General features: G+C 39.9%; 4 protein-coding genes. All 4 read right to left on the reverse strand.

Going from position 1 to position 18,647, the window contains the following annotated elements; all coding sequences use genetic code 11:
- The coding region (locus E7L28_RS09545; protein ID WP_316711632.1) for an ESPR-type extended signal peptide-containing protein at window positions 1-6,418 on the reverse strand (6,418 nt) is incomplete at its 3' end.
- A 517-nt stretch (window positions 6,419-6,935) separates the two neighbouring features.
- Window positions 6,936-15,779 carry a YadA-like family protein gene (locus E7L28_RS09550; protein ID WP_316711633.1) on the reverse strand — a complete coding sequence of 2,948 codons (8,844 nt, stop codon included), beginning with the start codon at window positions 15,777-15,779 and terminating at the stop codon, window positions 6,936-6,938.
- A 317-nt stretch (window positions 15,780-16,096) separates the two neighbouring features.
- On the reverse strand, window positions 16,097-17,896 hold the full coding sequence (locus E7L28_RS09865; RefSeq protein WP_316711634.1) for an ESPR-type extended signal peptide-containing protein: 1,800 nt from the start codon (window positions 17,894-17,896) through the stop codon (window positions 16,097-16,099).
- Between the two features lie 473 nt (window positions 17,897-18,369).
- A partial coding sequence (locus tag E7L28_RS09560; RefSeq protein ID WP_316711635.1) for a hypothetical protein occupies window positions 18,370-18,647 on the reverse strand: 278 nt, incomplete at its 5' end.

Raw genomic sequence — 18,647 nt, forward strand, 5'->3', positions numbered from 1 at the left:
CGTTGTTGATAGTTGTTTGACCAGTTGTTACGCTGTTCAAGCCTGTTAAATCTTTTGCAAGTTTAACATTCAACTTACCATTTTCGGATACTACACCGATGTTGTTGTCGGACAATTTAGATTTTTCAGTAATGCCACCTACAACATCCAATGTTTGACCAAGATCTTTATGAATTAATTCGCCAGAATCAGCTTGGAAGTTCAAGCCTTTCTTAGTCAAGTCAGTGCTGTTGTCAGTGATTTTCTTATCAACAATTTTCAATTGGTCTTCTGTTGCAGCTTGACCGCTTGTGAAGTTTTTGCCATCCCAAGTAATGTTTGTCAAGTTGTTTACAGTACCAGCAGCACCGTTGACAGTCACTTTACCGGAGTTAATAGTGCCGTTTGTACCATTGATAGTTACAGCATTTGCACCGTCACCAGCTTTTATGATACCTGTAGTACCGTTGATGTTGATTGCATTATTGCCGGAACCCAAAGTTACATTGTCTTTCAACGCTACTTTGTAAGTTTTAGCTTGTGTATTAGGATCTACTGTGGAGTTAACATTGATGTTTTCGCTACCTTCAACTGTAGTGTTGGATGCATTTTTAACTTCATTCAATTGATTCAAGTTAACTGCATCATTGCCATCAGTACCAGCTTTTACGTTTTTGATTTGTGTATTGTTAGCATCAAAACCGTTAGCTGTAACGAATTTCTTACCACCAATTGTTAAACCTTCATTATTAATTGTTGTAGCACCAGTTGTTACACTTGTTAAGCCAGTCAACTCTTTAGCAAGTTTAACATTCAACTTACCGTTTTCAGATACCACGCCGATGTTATTGTCAGACAATTTAGCTTTATCGGAAGTACCACCTACAACATCTAATGTTTCGCCAAGATCTTTATGAATGCTTGTAGCGTCATCGCCTTTGAAGTTCAAGCCCTTCTTAGTCAAGTTACTACCATTGTCAGTAATTTTCTTATCAACAACTTTCAATTGATCTTCTGTTGCAGCTTGACCGCTTGTGATATGGTCAGCATCCCAAGTGATATTTGTTAAGTTGTTTACAGTACCTTTAGCACCGTTAACAAGAACTTTACCGGAATTGATATTGCCTGTTACACCGTCAATCGCTACGTTACCAGCATTAATTGTGCTGTTTGTACCGTTGATAGTTACAGCATTGTTGCCTTCGCCGGCTTTCACAATACCTTTTGTACCGTCGATATTAACAGCTGTATTACCGGAACCCAATGTTACTGTATCTTGTAAACCAACTGTGTAAGTCTTAGCTTTAGTAAGTGGATCTTCAGAATCAGTTACATTGATGTTTTTGCCAGCTTTTACAACAGTTTTAGCTGCCGCTGCGTTGTTAGATACTTCTTTCAACTGTTTAAGGTTAACTGCATGGTTATCCTCTGTACCAGCTTTCACGTTTGTGATTTGAGTATCGTTAGCATTGAAGCCGTTGCTTGTAACAAATGTGTTACCACCGATTGTCAAACCGTTGTTGTTAATAGTTGTAGCACCAGTTGTTACACTGTCCAAACCTTTAAGGTCTTTCGCAAGTTTAACATTCAATACGCCGTTGTTATTAACTATGCCAATGTTATTTTCTGAAAGTTTAGATGCGTCAGCTTGACCACCAGAGATTTTCAATGTTTGACCAAGATCTTTGTGAATTGCAGTACCTGCGTCACCTTGGAAGTTTAAGCCTTTTTCTACGATTTCAGTTTTTGTAGTATCAATTTTATTGTCTACTACTTTCAATTGATCTTCTGTCGCAGCTTGACCATTAGTAATAGCCTTAGGATTCCAAGTTCTGTTAGTCAATTCGTTAACAGTACCTGTAGTACCATTGATAGTTACTTTACCGGAGTTGATAGTACCATTTGTACCATTGATAGTCACAGCATTAGCGCCGTCGCCAGCTTTCACGATACCTGTTGTACCGTTGATATTGATAGCTGTGTTACCTGCGCCTAATGTTACTTCATCTTTCAAGCCTACAGTATATGTTTTAGCTTTAGTTACATTGTCGATGCTTTCATCAACTTTAATGTTTTTACCTTCAGCTACCTTTGTATTTGCTGCAGATGCACTGTTGGATACTTCTTTTAATTGTGCCAAGTTTACTGCATCGCTGTCGATTGTACCACGAGCAACGTTAGTAATCTTGTTACCACCATTATCCAAGCCAGTTTTAGTAAGAGATACAGATGCATTGTTTGTAGCACCGTTGCTGATAGTTACACCGTTGGAAGTAACTTTTGTATCGCCTACAGTTACGCTGTTCAAACCTTTAAGGTCTTTAGCCAAACGAACTTTCAAGTCATTAGAGCCATCGGATACAACACCGATATTGTCTTCTGCAGTCAATTTGGAAGCTTCAGTAATGCCACCTTTAACGTTAACTTGTTCACCAAGTTTTTTATTGATTACGTTACCGGAGTCAGCACCGAATTTCATGCCTTTATTGATCAATTCTTCTTTAGTCTTGAACAATTGGCTGCCATTGATAGCATCTTTAGATGTAGCTGTTACAGCACCATCTTTTACATTTGTAATTGTAGTGCCGTCAGCACCTTCCAATGTTACCTTAGTCTTATCAACAACACCGTTATTGATGTCATATTTAACTGCACGATCAGTCAATTTATCTACGGAAGATTTGGATGCAATGTTATTGATTGTAACTTGCTCTTTAACGCCTGCATGGTTTTTATCCTCTACGGTCAAGGATACTTCACCATTGTCGTTTACCTTGTAGGAACCGTCAGCGCTGGAGTTTCTTACAAGACGATAGTCAGTTGCACTGCTACCTTGTTGAGTAATTTGTTCACTAACTTTTTTCAACTGATCTTCAGTCGCTGCACGACCAGATACGATAGATGTGGAATCCCAACTCTTATTGCTCAAGTTAGTTACATAATTACCAGTTTCGCTTGCATGTTTCGTATTTTGAACAGTTTGAGCACCCATTACAACAGCGCCAGCAGTCACTCTGCCTGCAGTACCGTCAAGAACTACTTGATTGTTACCACTACCCAATGTCACTTTGTTGTTCAAACGAAGATCATATTTAGCACCTTCAGTGCTTGTAGCAGGAGTAGTTGTCAATTTGAGGTTATCATCGGAAACAGTTACTTTTGAATGTTTACCTGCTTCGATTTTCACATCATGTAATTGGCTACCATTTACAGCATCTGTAGAAGTAGAGGATACTTCGCCGGCTTTCAAGTTAGTAATTGTTGTGCCACCTTGGCCTTCCAACGTAACCTTGTTTTTATTAACAGTAGTACCGTTAAGATCATATTTAACAGCACGTTCTGTCAATTTATCCAATTCAGTTTTGGATGCGATATTGTTGATTGTTACCGTATTAGCAGGGCTGTTAGGATGAGCTTCATCTTTAACTTTTAAATCAACCTTGTTGTTTTCTACAGAGTAAGAACCGTCTGCAGAGTTTGTATTGTTGATCAAACGGTAATCTGTTTTAGCCGCATTAGTAGTCTTGATTTCATCAGACACTTTTTTCAACTGATCTTCAGTTGCTGCACGACCAGATGTGATGGTAGGGTTTTGAACATTCCATTCTTTATTGTCCAAACCAGTTACATAGTTTTTATTGTCGCTATGTTTACCTACACGAACAGAACCTGCAGTTACGCTGTTCAAACCTGTTAGGTCTTTTGCCAACTTAACATTAAGGTTGCCGTCTTTAGCTACAACACCGATGTTGTTGTCAGATAAAGCACCTGTAGCGCCACCAGTAATACCTAAAGTATCACCAAGTTGTTTATTAATTTTAACATTGTTATCGCCTTGGAAGCTCAAGCCTTTAGCGATTTTGTTAGTGTTATTTGTGATATTAGTAGTATTAATATCTTGTTGCTCTTTAGAAGCAAGGTTCGTCAACTTAACTTGTTTAGGGTTGGAACCATCAGCATCCGCAACAGTCAATGTCATGCTACCATCAGCAGCTACTTTATATTCGCCGTTGCTGCCTGCTGCAGGGTTTGCAATCAAGCGGTAGTCAGTTTTGGAAAGACCGTTAGAGATTTTAGAGATATCAACATCAAATGTTTGATTATCATTACGTGTCAATGTCAATCTCTTACCGTCATTGGATACTGTACCGGATGTAACATACGTATTTTTCAAACCTGTTACTTCAGCAGTCAAACCATTTGTACCGGTCATGTTAATTTTGCCGTTACCGTTTGCTTCATACGTAGCAGCACCACGTTGTAAGTATTTATCGTATTTAGCCGCAATACGAGAGATATCACCAATATTAGCAGCATTTGTTAATGTATCACCACCGGATTGTACATTGGTAATTTGATACCCACCAGCATTGATACCTCTTGTGCTCATGGATACATTGCCTGTTGTAACGGAGTTGAATCTTGCGTCATCAACAGTTGCAACCGTAACATTGTCTCCAGAACCTTCTAATTTAATATTATTACCAGCGTTAAAGTTCACTGTACGGTTAGGCGCTTTTACGTCTTTTACCTTTTGGCCATTAACTTGAAGTTCCCAGCCAGAGTTTGCGGATTTAATTGCTTCATGAACAGTGTTTTTACCTGTATCACCAATATTAGTCATGGTGATAGTACCGTTTTGGTCAACCTGAGCATTACCGCCTAAGATATTCTTAGTGCTGTTAGCTACATTACCCACTGCATTAGCAACACCATATAATTGGCTGCCATTAATAGCATCTGTAGATTGTGCATTCACACGACCAGCAGCTACGTTAGTGATTGTACGTTTTGTAGAATTATTACCAACGCTAACTGTGGAATCAGCAGTGCCACCGGCATAGTTATATTTCAAGCCGTTAATAGTTTCACTAGCAGTGCTCACAGGAGTAGCTGTTACAGAATTAGCACCTAAGGCAACGCCACGTACGTTATTTACTGTTGCTTTGCTGCCGAGAGCTAAACCTTCGTTTGCTTGTACACTTGCTTCGCTACCGATTGCTACAGCATCAGTTACTTCTCTTTGAGCTTTAAGTTTAGTGATTAATTCAGGATTATCTTTATAAACACTACGATCACGTACACGTTCTAATGTACCAGCTTGAGCACTTACACCCAATGCAATGGAACGGGACCCAGTTGCTTGTGCATCATCACCGATAGCCACAACATTTTTCTTGTCCCCATCTTGAGTGCTTAACGCACTTGCTTCACGACCCATAGCAATAGAGCCGTAACCTTCAGAATGAGCATTGTTACCGATAGCAGTAGAACGTTCGCCTAATGCCCATGCCGCATTACCTGCAGCCACAGAGGAACCGCCCAATGCATAAGTATCATTACCAAGAGCCACACCGGAACCACCATGAGCACGTGCGGAGTTACCTACAGCAACGGAGTTGTTTACTTTATATTGAGGGTCATTTTGAATACCTGCTTCAGCATTATTACCAATCGAAACACCGTCTACCGCATATGTTTTAGCATTGTTACCAATTGCTACCGCGTTATCACGATAATGAGCAGCACGATTACCAATGGCTACACCTTGAGTTCCCTCGGAAACAGCTTGAGTACCAATGGCTACACCATCAGCAAAAGCTTTTTGATCTCGAGTTGTACCTGCTACAACTTTTGCACCTTGACCGATAGCAATAGCACGAGCAGTATTAGCTTGGGTATTACTACTTTCGTCATATTTTGTATATTGAGTATGCTTATCATCCTCGAAAGGCGTAGGATTAGCTGACCCGATAGCAATAGATTGAGCACCTTTTGCCAATGCGGAGTGACCCATCGCCAAGCTAGCTTCTCCTTGTGCGGATGCAGCTGTACCAATAGCTGCCGCATATTTTGCACCTGCATAGGCTTGACGCATCATTGCTAGTGAATTAAATCCGTTGGCTTTTGTTGCGGCACCCACCGCAATAGAACCAATATCATTAGATTGTGCATATTGACCTAAAGCAACACCTAATCCACGAGCATTGGAGTAGTCACCAATAGCAATACCAGATACCGAACCATCTGCAGATCGTGCACTAGCACTATTGCCAAGTTCTATACCAAACACCTTATTATTAGTATATAGTTTAGTATTATCTTTTTTATTGACCACTTTACCACTACCAGGGTTACCAGGCGTTTCATAATCATACATTAAAATTTCAGGTGCACCAGGTTTAGGTTTTAACCAATTAAAAACAGCGTTTTCACCAAGCTCTGGATTAACAGAGAAACCTTTATCCCCAGCCTGAACATTCGAAACTAACCCACTACCGCAGGTCAAAACCATAGCCGCCAAGCCAACTTTTACCGAAGCTTTAGCGGAATTACTAACAAAGCTTTTGGAGCCACGAGTATGGCTTTTTGCAATTTCAGATACAACGACATATGCGCCCCGTACCTGACTCCAAATTACCCTATAAATACGATTCATTTAGTAGTACCTACCTTTCACACAGTTTTATAAGGGATTCTAAAACCAACACTAAAACACTAAAAATAATAAAATTTTCATCAAAAATTTAATTACTATACATATAAAATATCAGATTAGTTTATGAATGTAAATATATTTTTTCACATTTCGCTCATTTATTTTCAGAACTTTAAACTTCTTTTAAAAATTGATTTTCTTACTCATTTAGATATATTTTCAATCATAAAAACCCTTACAACAATGGGCCAAACAACACTTATAATCTAAAACTAATGATTTTATAGTAAATTAATCATATTTATAATTTTCGATTAAAATTATATGTTCTGTATTATACACTATTATGAAAGATTTGTGAAGTCAAATACAAAAAAAGAACGAAAGTCTTTTCACAATAGACTTTCATTCTTTCATTTATATACCATATAGGGTTAACATCATCTAATCTTCATGAGTATTTTCTGGTACATCAACAGTTTTTTATCACATGAATATAAAATGAAATTTATATGATTTACATACCTAAACGACTCATAATAAGCGCTAATTGTCGTTTAGTTTCTTCGTTATCTTTCTGTAGACGAAGGTTGTCTTCTTTCAATGCCGCATAGTCTGCAGTTAATTTTTCATCCTGCGCTTTCATGCGTGCATTTTCAACTTTCAAAGCAGTCATTTCATCCTGCATTACGTACATAGAACTGATAGGTCCGCCCTTGTAGCGTTCAGGAATAGCCTTCTTCTCATCAGAAGAACCGAATTTACGAGTTACACCGGCATTCACCATATTATGACGGCTACCAACAGATACGCCTGCATGGAACATAGTGTCTTCCGATGTGTAGTGAGCAACACCTAAAGCTGCTGCAGTTTCACCTCTGTAATTACCAATACCAGCCATCACTTGAGTTGGTTCTAACGGATCATATTGAATCGGTTTCAACGCAGACATAGCCGCCGCATGAGCACCTACACGTTGCGTTTCGCCCGCCACAGAATTAATAGCATTGGCCATGCCCTCCGTAACACCCTTCAATTGATTTACGTTAACCGCATCCGTGCCGTTTACACCAGGACCTACATTGCTAATTGTTTTACCACCGTTATTCAATCCATCTTTAGTAAGACTTACAGTGTTACCGCTAACAGGAGTAATGGTTATGCCACTGCCGTTCACAACCGTAGAGTTACCTGCGGTATCCTTAGTCGTCACAGACTCAAGACCTTTCAAATCTTTTGCCATACGAACCTTGAGATTAGTTCCATCAGATACGACGCCTAAATTATCTTCGGACGTCAACTTACCAGCATCAGTAATGCCACCGACTACGTTTACCTGTTCGTTAAGCTTTTTGTTAATCACATTACCGGAATCGCCACCGTATTTCATACCATCGTCTTTGGTTGCCACTTGATGTGTCTTGCCCTGTTCATCTTGGTACTTAATACGAGTAATAGCATTACCGCCTAGATCAGAATCGCCCTTATCAGCAATCATATCTGCATTGCGACCATCTTTTCCGGTTAAACCGATGTGGCCAATACCGTCTTTGCCGGACATAGATACAGCATCTTTACCGTCTTTACTTGTAATAGCTACTTTACCGTCTGTACCATTCGCAGCGTCTGGACCTGTAATGGAAACGCCATCTTGACCGTTTTTGCCAACTTTCACCTTATCAGTCGTTACCGTATCGGCAGTGACCGTTTTGGTAGTAACGCTATCGGTCTTAAGATTCTTAGCCATTTTAATAGTAACATTACCATTTTCGGCTACTGTTTTGATATTTTCACCGGAATAATCACTATCAGCCCCTTGACCTTCACCTTTGATGGTAACTTTTTGACCTAAATCACGGTGAAAATCACCTGTATTACCGGCAAAATCCATACCTTTCTTCGTAATGTCATCACCTAAGTTATTAATCTTATTATCCAAGGTTTTATGGGACTTCTGCAATTGATCTTCTGTAGCAGCACGACCGCTTGTGATATTGTCAGGATCCCAATCTTTGTTTTCTAGGCCTGTCACATGACCGTCCTTACCGTCAACAGCGACTTTACCTGCTGCAATCTTACCATCTTTACCATCAATAGTTACCTTGTCTCCGGCCTTAATTGTACCGTTTGTACCGTCAATCGCTACATTGCCAGCCTTGATTGTACCCTTATCGCCATCGATTTCAACTTTATCGCCTGCTTTAATAGTGCCTTTGTTGCCATCGATGGTAACCTTGTCACCGGCTTTGATAGTGCCTGTTGTACCATCCATCGCAATTTGTTTCGTAGGATCAGACCCCATTGTTACTTGGTCTTTGAGACCCACTTTGTAATTTGTAGAACCGTCCGCATTAGTGGTCTTATCTACTTGGACATTATTACCTGCCGTTACTGTTGTAGTAGCAGCTGCTGCCGCTTTATCCAATTGAGATTTATTAACCGCATCCTTAGAATCAGTACCATCAGCTACATTCGTAATCTTCTTGTTGGACGCATCGATACCGTCCTTCGTCATGGATGGACCGTTGGTAATCTTCACGCCGTCCTTTGTAACAGCCGTCAACGGATTGCCGTCCTTATCTTGAACGGCCATACCTTCACCATTAACAACGGTTTTACCGTTTACACCATTAGTGCCATTGTTGAAAGTTATGGAATCTAAACCTTTCAGATTTTTTGCCAAACGAACATTAAGGATATTATTTTTACTAATAACACCAATATTATTTTCGGTCAACTCAGATTCATTGGTGACACCACCCTTAATGTCCAATTGTTCATTAAGTTTCTTCTTGATGGTAGTACCGGAGTCGCCACCATATGCCATGCCATCATCTTTGGTTGCCACTTCATGGGTTGTGCCATTTTCATCTTTGTATTTAATGCGCGTAATTTCATTTCCATTGAGATTAGCAGACCCTTTTTCAGCAATAATATCCGCACTTTTACCGTCTTTACCGCTTAATCCGATGTGACCAACACCGTCTTTACCGGACATGGACACAGCATCCTTGCCGTTTTTATCTGTAACAGCTACCTTACCGTCGGTGACATTCGCCCCGTCTGGACCTGTAAGAGATACGCCATCCTTACCGTCTTTACCGACTTTCACGGATTCAGCCTTAAGATTTTTGTTCATCTTCACATCGATAGTCGTGTTACCTGTTGCTGTATCTTGTTTGATGAAAGTCTTAATATTGTCACCACTATAGTCGGTATCAGCAGCTTTACCTTCACCTTGAACAGTGACAGTAGAGCCTAATTTATTGGTTTGTACACCGCCTACATTGGCATTGAATTTGAGACCTGTATCAGTTTGACCTGCCAAGGCTTGTTTCAATTGATCCTCTGTTGCTGCACGACCGGATACGACTTTACCTACATCCCAAGTCTTATTATCAAGACCTGTTACATAATTACCAGTCTTAGCAGGAGTTGCTCCATCAGATTGTTTACCCATGGTTACAGTGCCGGCTTTCACAGTTTCCGCTGCAGTAACAGATGTAATATTAAGATTTTTCTTCAATTTAAGGCCGATCTTTGTATCGTCGCCAGTTTGACTAATTTCTGTCGTAATATTGTCATCGCCGTTTACCGTTACCTTAGAGCCTAATTTATTTGTTTTTTCGCCGCCATTATCAGCATCAAAACGAAGGCCTTTATTGGTTAGTTCAGTCTTAGCGTCATTAATATTATTGTTGAGTTCAGTTTTGGTATCACTGATATTTTTATTCAACTCAGTCTTAGTATCGCTAATGTTTTTATTTAATTCGGTCTTAGCATCGCTAATATTTTTATTTAACTCGGTTTTAGCGTCATGCAATTGACTGCCGTTAATCGCATCTTTGGAATTCGCCGCCACATCGCCATTAGCAACATTGGTAATCTTTTGGTCATTCGCATTGAGGCCATTTGAAGATACATAATTCTTACCACCTACGGTCAAACCACCACTATTGATGGTTGTACCGCCAGCTGTTACGCTGTCCAAACCAGTCAATGTTTTAGCCAACTTCACGTTTAGTGTGCCTGTGCCATCAGATACAACGCCAATATTATTATCTGTTAAATCTGTAGCCGCAGCTCCGCCTTTAATGGCAACAGTACCACCTAGCTTCTTGTTGATAGTCGTGCCGGAATCACCGTCAAAGTTCAAGCCTTTATCCACTTCGGATTTAGATGCTACATCTTTAATCGTTACGGTTTTTGTTTTATCCGGATGGTTCTTATCCTGTACGGTCAATGCTACGTCACCATTGGCATCTACAGTGTAATCACCATTGGAGCCTGCCGTAGGATTCGCAACGAGACTAAAGTCTGTTGCACTAGCACCTTGTTTCTTAACTTCATCACTAACCGTTTTCAATTGGTCTTCCGTTGCTGCACGGCCAGATGCAATCGTAGGATTATCAATGCTCCACGCCTTATTATCAAGACCTGTTACGTAATTACCCGTATTAGCAGGGGTTGCACCATTGGCTTGTTTACCCATGGTTACAGTGCCAGCTTTCACAGTTTCTGTAGCAGTAACAGTGGTAACGTTAAGATCTTTCTTCAATTTAAGGCCGATTTTTGTATCGTCGCCAGTTTGACTAATTTCTGTCGTAATATTGTCGTCGCCGTTTACCGTTACCTTAGAGCCTAGTTTATTCGTTTTTTCAGCGTTATTATCCGCATCAAAACGAAGGCCTTTATTGGTAAGTTCCGTTTTTACGTCACCAATATTTTTATTGAGTTCAGTTTTAGTATCGCCAATGTTTTTATTTAATTCATTCTTTGTATCAGCGATATTCTTGTTTAACTCAGTTTTAGCGTCATGCAATTGACCACCGTTAACCGCATCTTTGGAGTTTGCTGCCACATCGCCGTTAGCAACATTGGTAATCTTTTGGTCATTTGCATTGATACCGTTTGGAGATACATAAGTCTTACCACCTACAGTTAAACCACCACTATTGATGATTGTGCCACCAGCTGTTACGCTGTCCAAACCAGTTAATGTTTTAGCTAACTTCACGTTCAATGTATTGCCGTCGGATACGACACCAATATTACCATCGGTCAAGTTCGCAGCCGCTGCACCACCTTTAATGGCAACAGTACCACCTAATTTCTTATTAATAGTCGTGCCAGAGTCGCCATTAAAGTTCAAGCCTTTATCCAATTCGGATTTAGATGCTACATCTTTAATCGTTACGGTTTTTGTTTGAGTCGGATGGTTCTTATCTTGGACTGTCAATGCTACATCACCGTTGGCATCTACAGTATAGTCACCATTGGATCCCGCCGTAGGATTTGCAACAAGACTGAAGTCCGTTGCATTAGCGCCTTGAGTTTTGATAGCTTCAGTAACTGTCTTCAATTGATCTTCTGTTGCAGCACGTCCCTTGACAGCAGTCGGATTAGTTACGCTCCATGCCTGATTATCAAGACCAGTCACATAGTTACCCATATTAGCAGGAGTTGCACCATCGGATTGTTTACCCATAGTTACAGTACCGGCTTTCACAGTTTCCGTAGCAGTAACAGTGGTAACATTAAGGTCTTTCTTCAATTTAAGACCAATCTTCGTATCGTCACCAGTTTGACTGATTTCCGTCGTAATATTGTCGTCGCCATTTACTGTTACCTTGGAGCCTAGTTTATTCGTTTTTTCGTCGTTATTATCCGCATTGAAACGAAGTCCTTTATTGGTAAGTTCAGTCTTAGCGTCACCAATATTTTTGTTGAGTTCAGTTTTAGTATCACTGATATTTTTATTCAACTCGGTCTTAGTATCACCAATATTTTTATTCAACTCAGTCTTTGTATCAGCGATATTTTTGTTTAACTCAGTTTTGGCTTCATGTAATTGACCGCCGTTCACCGCGTCTTTGGAGTTAGCCGCCACATCGCCATTAGCAACATTGGTAATCTTTTGGTCATTCGCATTGATGCCATTTGGAGATACATAAGTCTTACCACCTACGGTCAAACCACCACTATTGATGATTGTGCCACCAGCTGTTACACTTTCCAAACCAGTTAATGTTTTAGCTAACTTCACGTTCAATGTTGTACCATCAGATACGACACCGATATTATTGTCCGTCAAGTTCGCAGCCGCTGCACCACCTTTGATGCTAAGCTTATCGCCCAACTGTTTATTAATTACAGCGCCGCTATCTCCATCAAAGTTAAGGCCTTTAGCAATAGTCGTATTGATTGTGGATATAGCATTTTTATTAGTCGTAATATCTTGCGTATTTTGAGCGATATTTTGCTTATTTTGTGCAATATCAGTCTTATTCTTACCGATGTCAGTTGTATTTTGAGCAATATCAGCCTTGTTTTTAGTTATATCTTGTTTATTCTTGCCAATATCAGTCGCATTTTGAGCAATGTCAGTTGTGTTTTGAGCTATTTTATCCTTGTTTGTACTAACTTGCGTATTAACAGATTTCAACTGATCTTCCGTTGCAGCACGACCACTTACAGCTTGCGGATTATTTACATCCCAAGCAGTATTGGTTAGGCCAGTTACCGTGCCTGTAGTACCATCAACAGATACAGGATTAGCAGTGCCTAAGGTAATTTTATCGCCTAGTCCGATTGTAAATTCCTTACCGCCGGCTGCATTTGTACCTTCTTCTACAGTGATATTGCTGTTTTTAGCTTTCACAGTACTTGCCTTAGCAGTTCCACCGATAGCATCCTGCAACTGACTGAAGTTAACCGCATCAGTAGGATCTGTGCCTTTTGCTAGACCGGTAATCTTTTGATTATTTGCATTGATACCGTTTGGCGTTACGTAGGTCTTGCCGCCTACGGTCAAACCACTACTATTAATAGTCGTTCCGCCAGCTGTTACGCTATCCAAACCGGTTAATGTTTTAGCTAATTTTACATTTAATGTGCTGCCATCGGACACGACACCGATATTATTATCCGTAAGATCTGCCGTAGCACCACCTTTAATGGTAACAGTGTCGCCCAATTTTTTATTAATCGTAGCACCGCTATCGCCATTAAAGTTTAATCCTTTATTAATATTGGTTACATTTGTATTGACCTTATCATTAACGGATTTCAACTGATCTTCCGTTGCAGCACGACCACTTACAGCTTGAGGATTATCCGCATTCCAAGACTTATTATCGAGCCCTGTCACAAAGTTACCGTTTGCACCGCCAGCACCACCAGCTTGTTTGCCCATAGTCACAGTGCCAGCTTTCACAGTATCAGTAGCAGTAACAGTAGTAACATTAAGATCTTTCTTTAATTTAAGCCCGATCTTAGTATCGTCACCAGTTTGACTGATTTCTGTCGTGATATTATCATCGCCATTTACCGTTACCTTGGAACCCAATTTATTGGTCTTGGCACCGCCTGTATCCGCATCAAACTTGAGACCTGTGTTAATCACATCATTCTTCGCAGTCGATATATTATTGTTTAACTCGGTTTTAGCATTATCTATATTGCCGTTCAGTTCAGTCTTAGCGTCATTAATATTTTTATTGAGCTCAGTTTTGGCATCACCGATATTTTTGTTTAATTCAGTTTTAGCATCATTAATGTTGTTATTTAATTCGGTTTTAGCCACATGAAGTTGACCACCGTTAACTGCCTCTTTAGAGTTAGTCACCACGTCACCATCAGCAACATTAGTTATTTTCTTGTCATTCGCATTAATACCGTTCGGAGTTACATAGGTCTTACCGCCTACTGTCAAACCACTACTATTGATAGTTGTACCCCCAGCCGTTACGCTATCCAAACCGGTTAATGTCTTAGCTAGTTTCACATTTAATGTGCTGCCATCAGATACGACACCGATATTATTGTCCGTCAAATTCGCAGCCGCTGCACCACCCTTGATGCTAAGCTTATCGCCCAACTGTTTGTTGATTGCAGCACCGCTGTCTCCATCAAAGTTAAGACCTTTAGCAATAGTTGTATTGATTGTAGAGATAGCATTTTTATTGGTCGCAATATCTTGTGTGTTCTGAGTAATATTTTGCTTGTTTTGTGCAATATCAGTCTTATTTTTACCGATATCAGTAGTATTTTGAGCTATATCAGTCTTGTTCTTAGTTATATCTTGTTTATTCTTACCGATATCAGTCGCATTTTGAGCAATGTCAGTTGTGTTCTGAGCTATTTTATCCTTATTTGTGTTAACTTGCGTATTAACAGTTTTTAACTGATCTTCCGTTGCAGCACGACCACTTACAGCTTGCGGATTATTTACATTCCAAGCTGTATTAGTAAGGCCTGTTACAGTCCCTGCAGTTCCATCCACATTTACAGGATGTGCCGTACCTACCGTAAGTTTATTACCCAATCCAACAGTGAATTCCTTACCACCATTTGCGTTGGTACCTTCTGTTACGGTTACATTCGCGTCTTTCCCTTTTACTGTAGTCGCCTTAGCAGTACCACCGATAGCATTTTGCAATTGACTGAAATTAACCGCATCATCAGGCGCTGTACCATTAGCAACACCAGTAATCTTTTGATTATTGGCATTGATACCTGTTGAAGACACATAGTTCTTGCCACCTACAGTCAAACCAGCACCATTGATAGTCGTACCACTTGCAGTCACACTGGTCAAACCCGTTAATGTTTTTGCTAGCTTCACATTTAATGTGTTGCCGTCGGATATGACACCAATATTATTATCTGTTAGCTTCGTAGCAGGGGCACCACCCTTAATAGTTAGTGTTTCACCTAATTGTTTCTTGAAAACTGCCCCGCTGTCACCACCAAAATTCAACCCCTTTTCAATTGTTGAATTGATTGAAGAAATAGCACTTTTATTTGTCGCAATATCTTGCTTGTTCGTTGCAACATCTTGTTTATTCTTATTGATATCAGCAGCATTCTTAGCAATATTAGCCTTGTTTGTATTAACTTGCGTATTAACAGTCTGCAACTGACTTTCCGTTGCGGCGCGACCGGTTACGGCTTGAGGATTATTAACGTCCCAGCTGTTATTAGTAAGTCCTGTTACATTGCCTATAGTGCCGTCCAGTGTTATAGGAAACCGTCCGCCTACGGAAATTTTCTCGCCTAAGCCAACAGTATATTCCTTACCACCATTTGCATTGGTACCTTCTGTTACGATTACATTTTTATCTTTTGCTTTCACAGTAGATGCCTTAGCAGTGCCGTTGATAGCATCTTGTAGTTGACCGTAATTAACCGCATCACTATATGATGTACCAGTAGCAACACCAGTAATTTTTTGATTATTAGCATTAATGCCTGTTGGTGTTACATAGTTTCTGCCACCAACAGTCAAACCGCCAGCATTAATAACCGTACCACTGGCTGTTACACTGTCCAATCCGTTCAAAGATTTTGCCAATTTCACATTTAATGTGCCATTACCATCTGATTGGACATTGATATTATAATCAGATACAGAACCTACGTAATCACCTTTTATTTTTACTGTTTCACCTAATTTTCTGTTGCTTACAGGCCCATTGTCACCAGCGAAGCTAATACCTTTATCAAGGGCGGTGTTAATAGTAGCAATATCTCGTTTATTCTTACTGATGCTCTGGCTATTGTTGCTAATATTATGTGCATTAGTATCAATCGATGATTTATTACTATTAACCTTATCATTAACCCGCTTTAACTGATCTTCCGTAGCAGCACGTCCTGTAACAGGTGCTGGATTATTTACATTCCATGATGTATTGGTAAGACCTGTGACCGTTCCTGTACCACTCCACTATCTATGGTTATAGGATGCGAGGCCGCCCCTTTCCCTACAGTAATCTTATAATTTAAGCCAACAGTATACTCCTTACCACCTTTCGCCGTTGAGTTTTCCCTTACCGTAATATTACCATCATCATTTGCTTTTACAATGGCTTCTTTAGCTGTACCGTTAATTGCCCGTTGCAACTGACCGTAGTTAACTGCGTCCTGACTACCTGTACCGTCTGCAACACCTCTAAGCTGTTGATTATTGGCATTAAGACCACCGGTTGACACATAGAGCTTACCGCCTACAGACACCCCTTTATTATCAATCGTAGCAGTTCCTGCTGTTACGCTATCCAAACCAGTTAATTTTTTAGCCAATTTCACATTTAGTGTGCCATTTCCGTCTGCTTGAACCCCAATATTGTTGTCAGCCAAAGCACCGCTAGCGCCACCTTTTATTCTTACTGTGTCACCTAATTTTACTTGGTTCTGAACAAAGTTATCCCCATAAAAAAACAATCCTTTATCGATATTGTTTTTATTATATCTAATAGCATCGTGGATTGTGCTTTTACCTGTAAAACCGATATCGCTCATCGTTAATTTACCGGTATCAGGATCGAGCGCTGCATTACCGCCAAGGATATTTTTAGTAGTAGTGGCTAAATTGCCCAAGCTATTTGCTACGGCATATAGCTGACTACCATTAATAGCATCTGTAGACGAAGGATTCATACGCCCTGCTGCCACATTTGTAATCGTACGTTTTACTGTATCATTACCGATACTTACAGTAGAATCTGCCGTTCCTCCCGCTAAATTCTTATACCACAAGCCATTTACAAGCTGATTCGGTGTACTATGAGTATCCGCAGTCGCAGAATTAGTACCTAATGCAACTGAGCGATTATGATTTTTATTTACTGTCGTATTTCTACCGAGAGTAACGCTATCCTCTGCATAGCTAACTGCACGATTACCGATGGCAATGCTATTTTTCTGAACTGAGTCAGAATCTGTACCAATAGCTATAGAAGAATCCTCACGGGCATTACTTTCCCAGCCCATTGCAATGGAGTTGAGTCCTACTGCATAGGAGTTTACACCAAGAGCTCTGGACCCTTCGCCCTTAGCTTGTGCATTATTACCGATTGCAACGGCCCATTTACCTCTTGCCTGCGATCCGTTACCCATTGCAACGGCACCACCGGCAGCAGCTTTAGCATTATTACCAAATGCCATGGAGGATCCACCCCAAGCTCTGGCATTGGTACCAAATGCCTGATCATTATCGGCACCCACATAGTTACCGGCCTCATCGTATCCAGCCCAAGATGTATTACCAAGGGCAAAGCCATTTAAAGAAGCTACTTTTGTCAAATTACCGATAGCAACACCATTATTTACTTCAACGTTTGCATTTCTTCCGATGGCAACACCTTGTACATTACCAACACCAGCCCTATTTGCTCTTGTAACAGTAGCACCTGTACCCAATGCCACACTGTTATCTGCCAATGCTGTACTATTGTCACCTATCGCTACAGTACCATTTTTAGCTTGAGCGCCGGCCCCTTGCACAATAGTACTCCCATGCACAATCATTGGAGACATCATGGACATAAATAAAGCCGTAGCAATTACAGACCCTGACATCTTGGCAAATACCGTTGTCATTGTCGAGCGTTTCGACATATTTTTCGCTGTTTCAGCCACAACGACATAACACCCTTTTGTACGACTCCAGATTACTTTAAAAATTCGGTTCATCTCGTCTTACTCCTTGCATAAAACTATCAAATTATATGAATATAATAAAATATTTTATAACTATTTTAAAAAGTAAAAATACAGTTAATATATGGCTATTTACCGATGCATATCATATTAAACATATCATATTCTATGGTAAAAGTAAAAAATTTTTCACTCTACACTCACTTCCAAATCATAAATATTTATGAATATACAAAAACTCCGCCATATACCTTATGAATATGCTAAATGTACTAATTTTTTCGCATAAAATTAACTTCATGAAAAAATGTATTTCACCTTAGTAAACTATTATGATCTAATTATTACTTACCTATTTTAATTACATTACAAAATACCATGACATATATATGCTCAAATAGCCATTAAATCTATTTTTTGCATGCAAAAAGGCGCCAAAAGCATTTCGCTTTTGGCGCCTTTTATAAGCACTGCCGTGTCAATATGTTATGTTATGTTATTTTATATTATTTCAAGCCCGCTTGTTGCATCAATAATGCAATTTGTGCTCTCATTTCTTCATTGTCACGTTGTACTTTTTCGTACTTAGCTTTCAAAGCAGTCATTTCATCTTGCATTACGTACATGGAACTAATAGGACCACCTTTGTAACGTTCAGGAACTGCTTTCTTCGCATCGGAAGTACCGAATTTACGAGTTACACCAGCATTTACCATGTTATGGTGGCTACCAACAGATACGCCTACATGGAACATTGTATCTTCTGCTGTGTAATGTGCAACGC

Origin of the sequence: Veillonella parvula, assembly GCF_032575955.1 — a bacterium.
GTDB lineage: Bacteria > Bacillota > Negativicutes > Veillonellales > Veillonellaceae > Veillonella > Veillonella parvula_J.

Excerpts from the sequence above, each read along its gene's own strand:
- E7L28_RS09865 (WP_316711634.1), bottom strand. The coding sequence starts at position 17,896 with ATGAACCGAATTTTTAAAGTAATCTGGAGTCGTACAAAAGGGTGTTAT.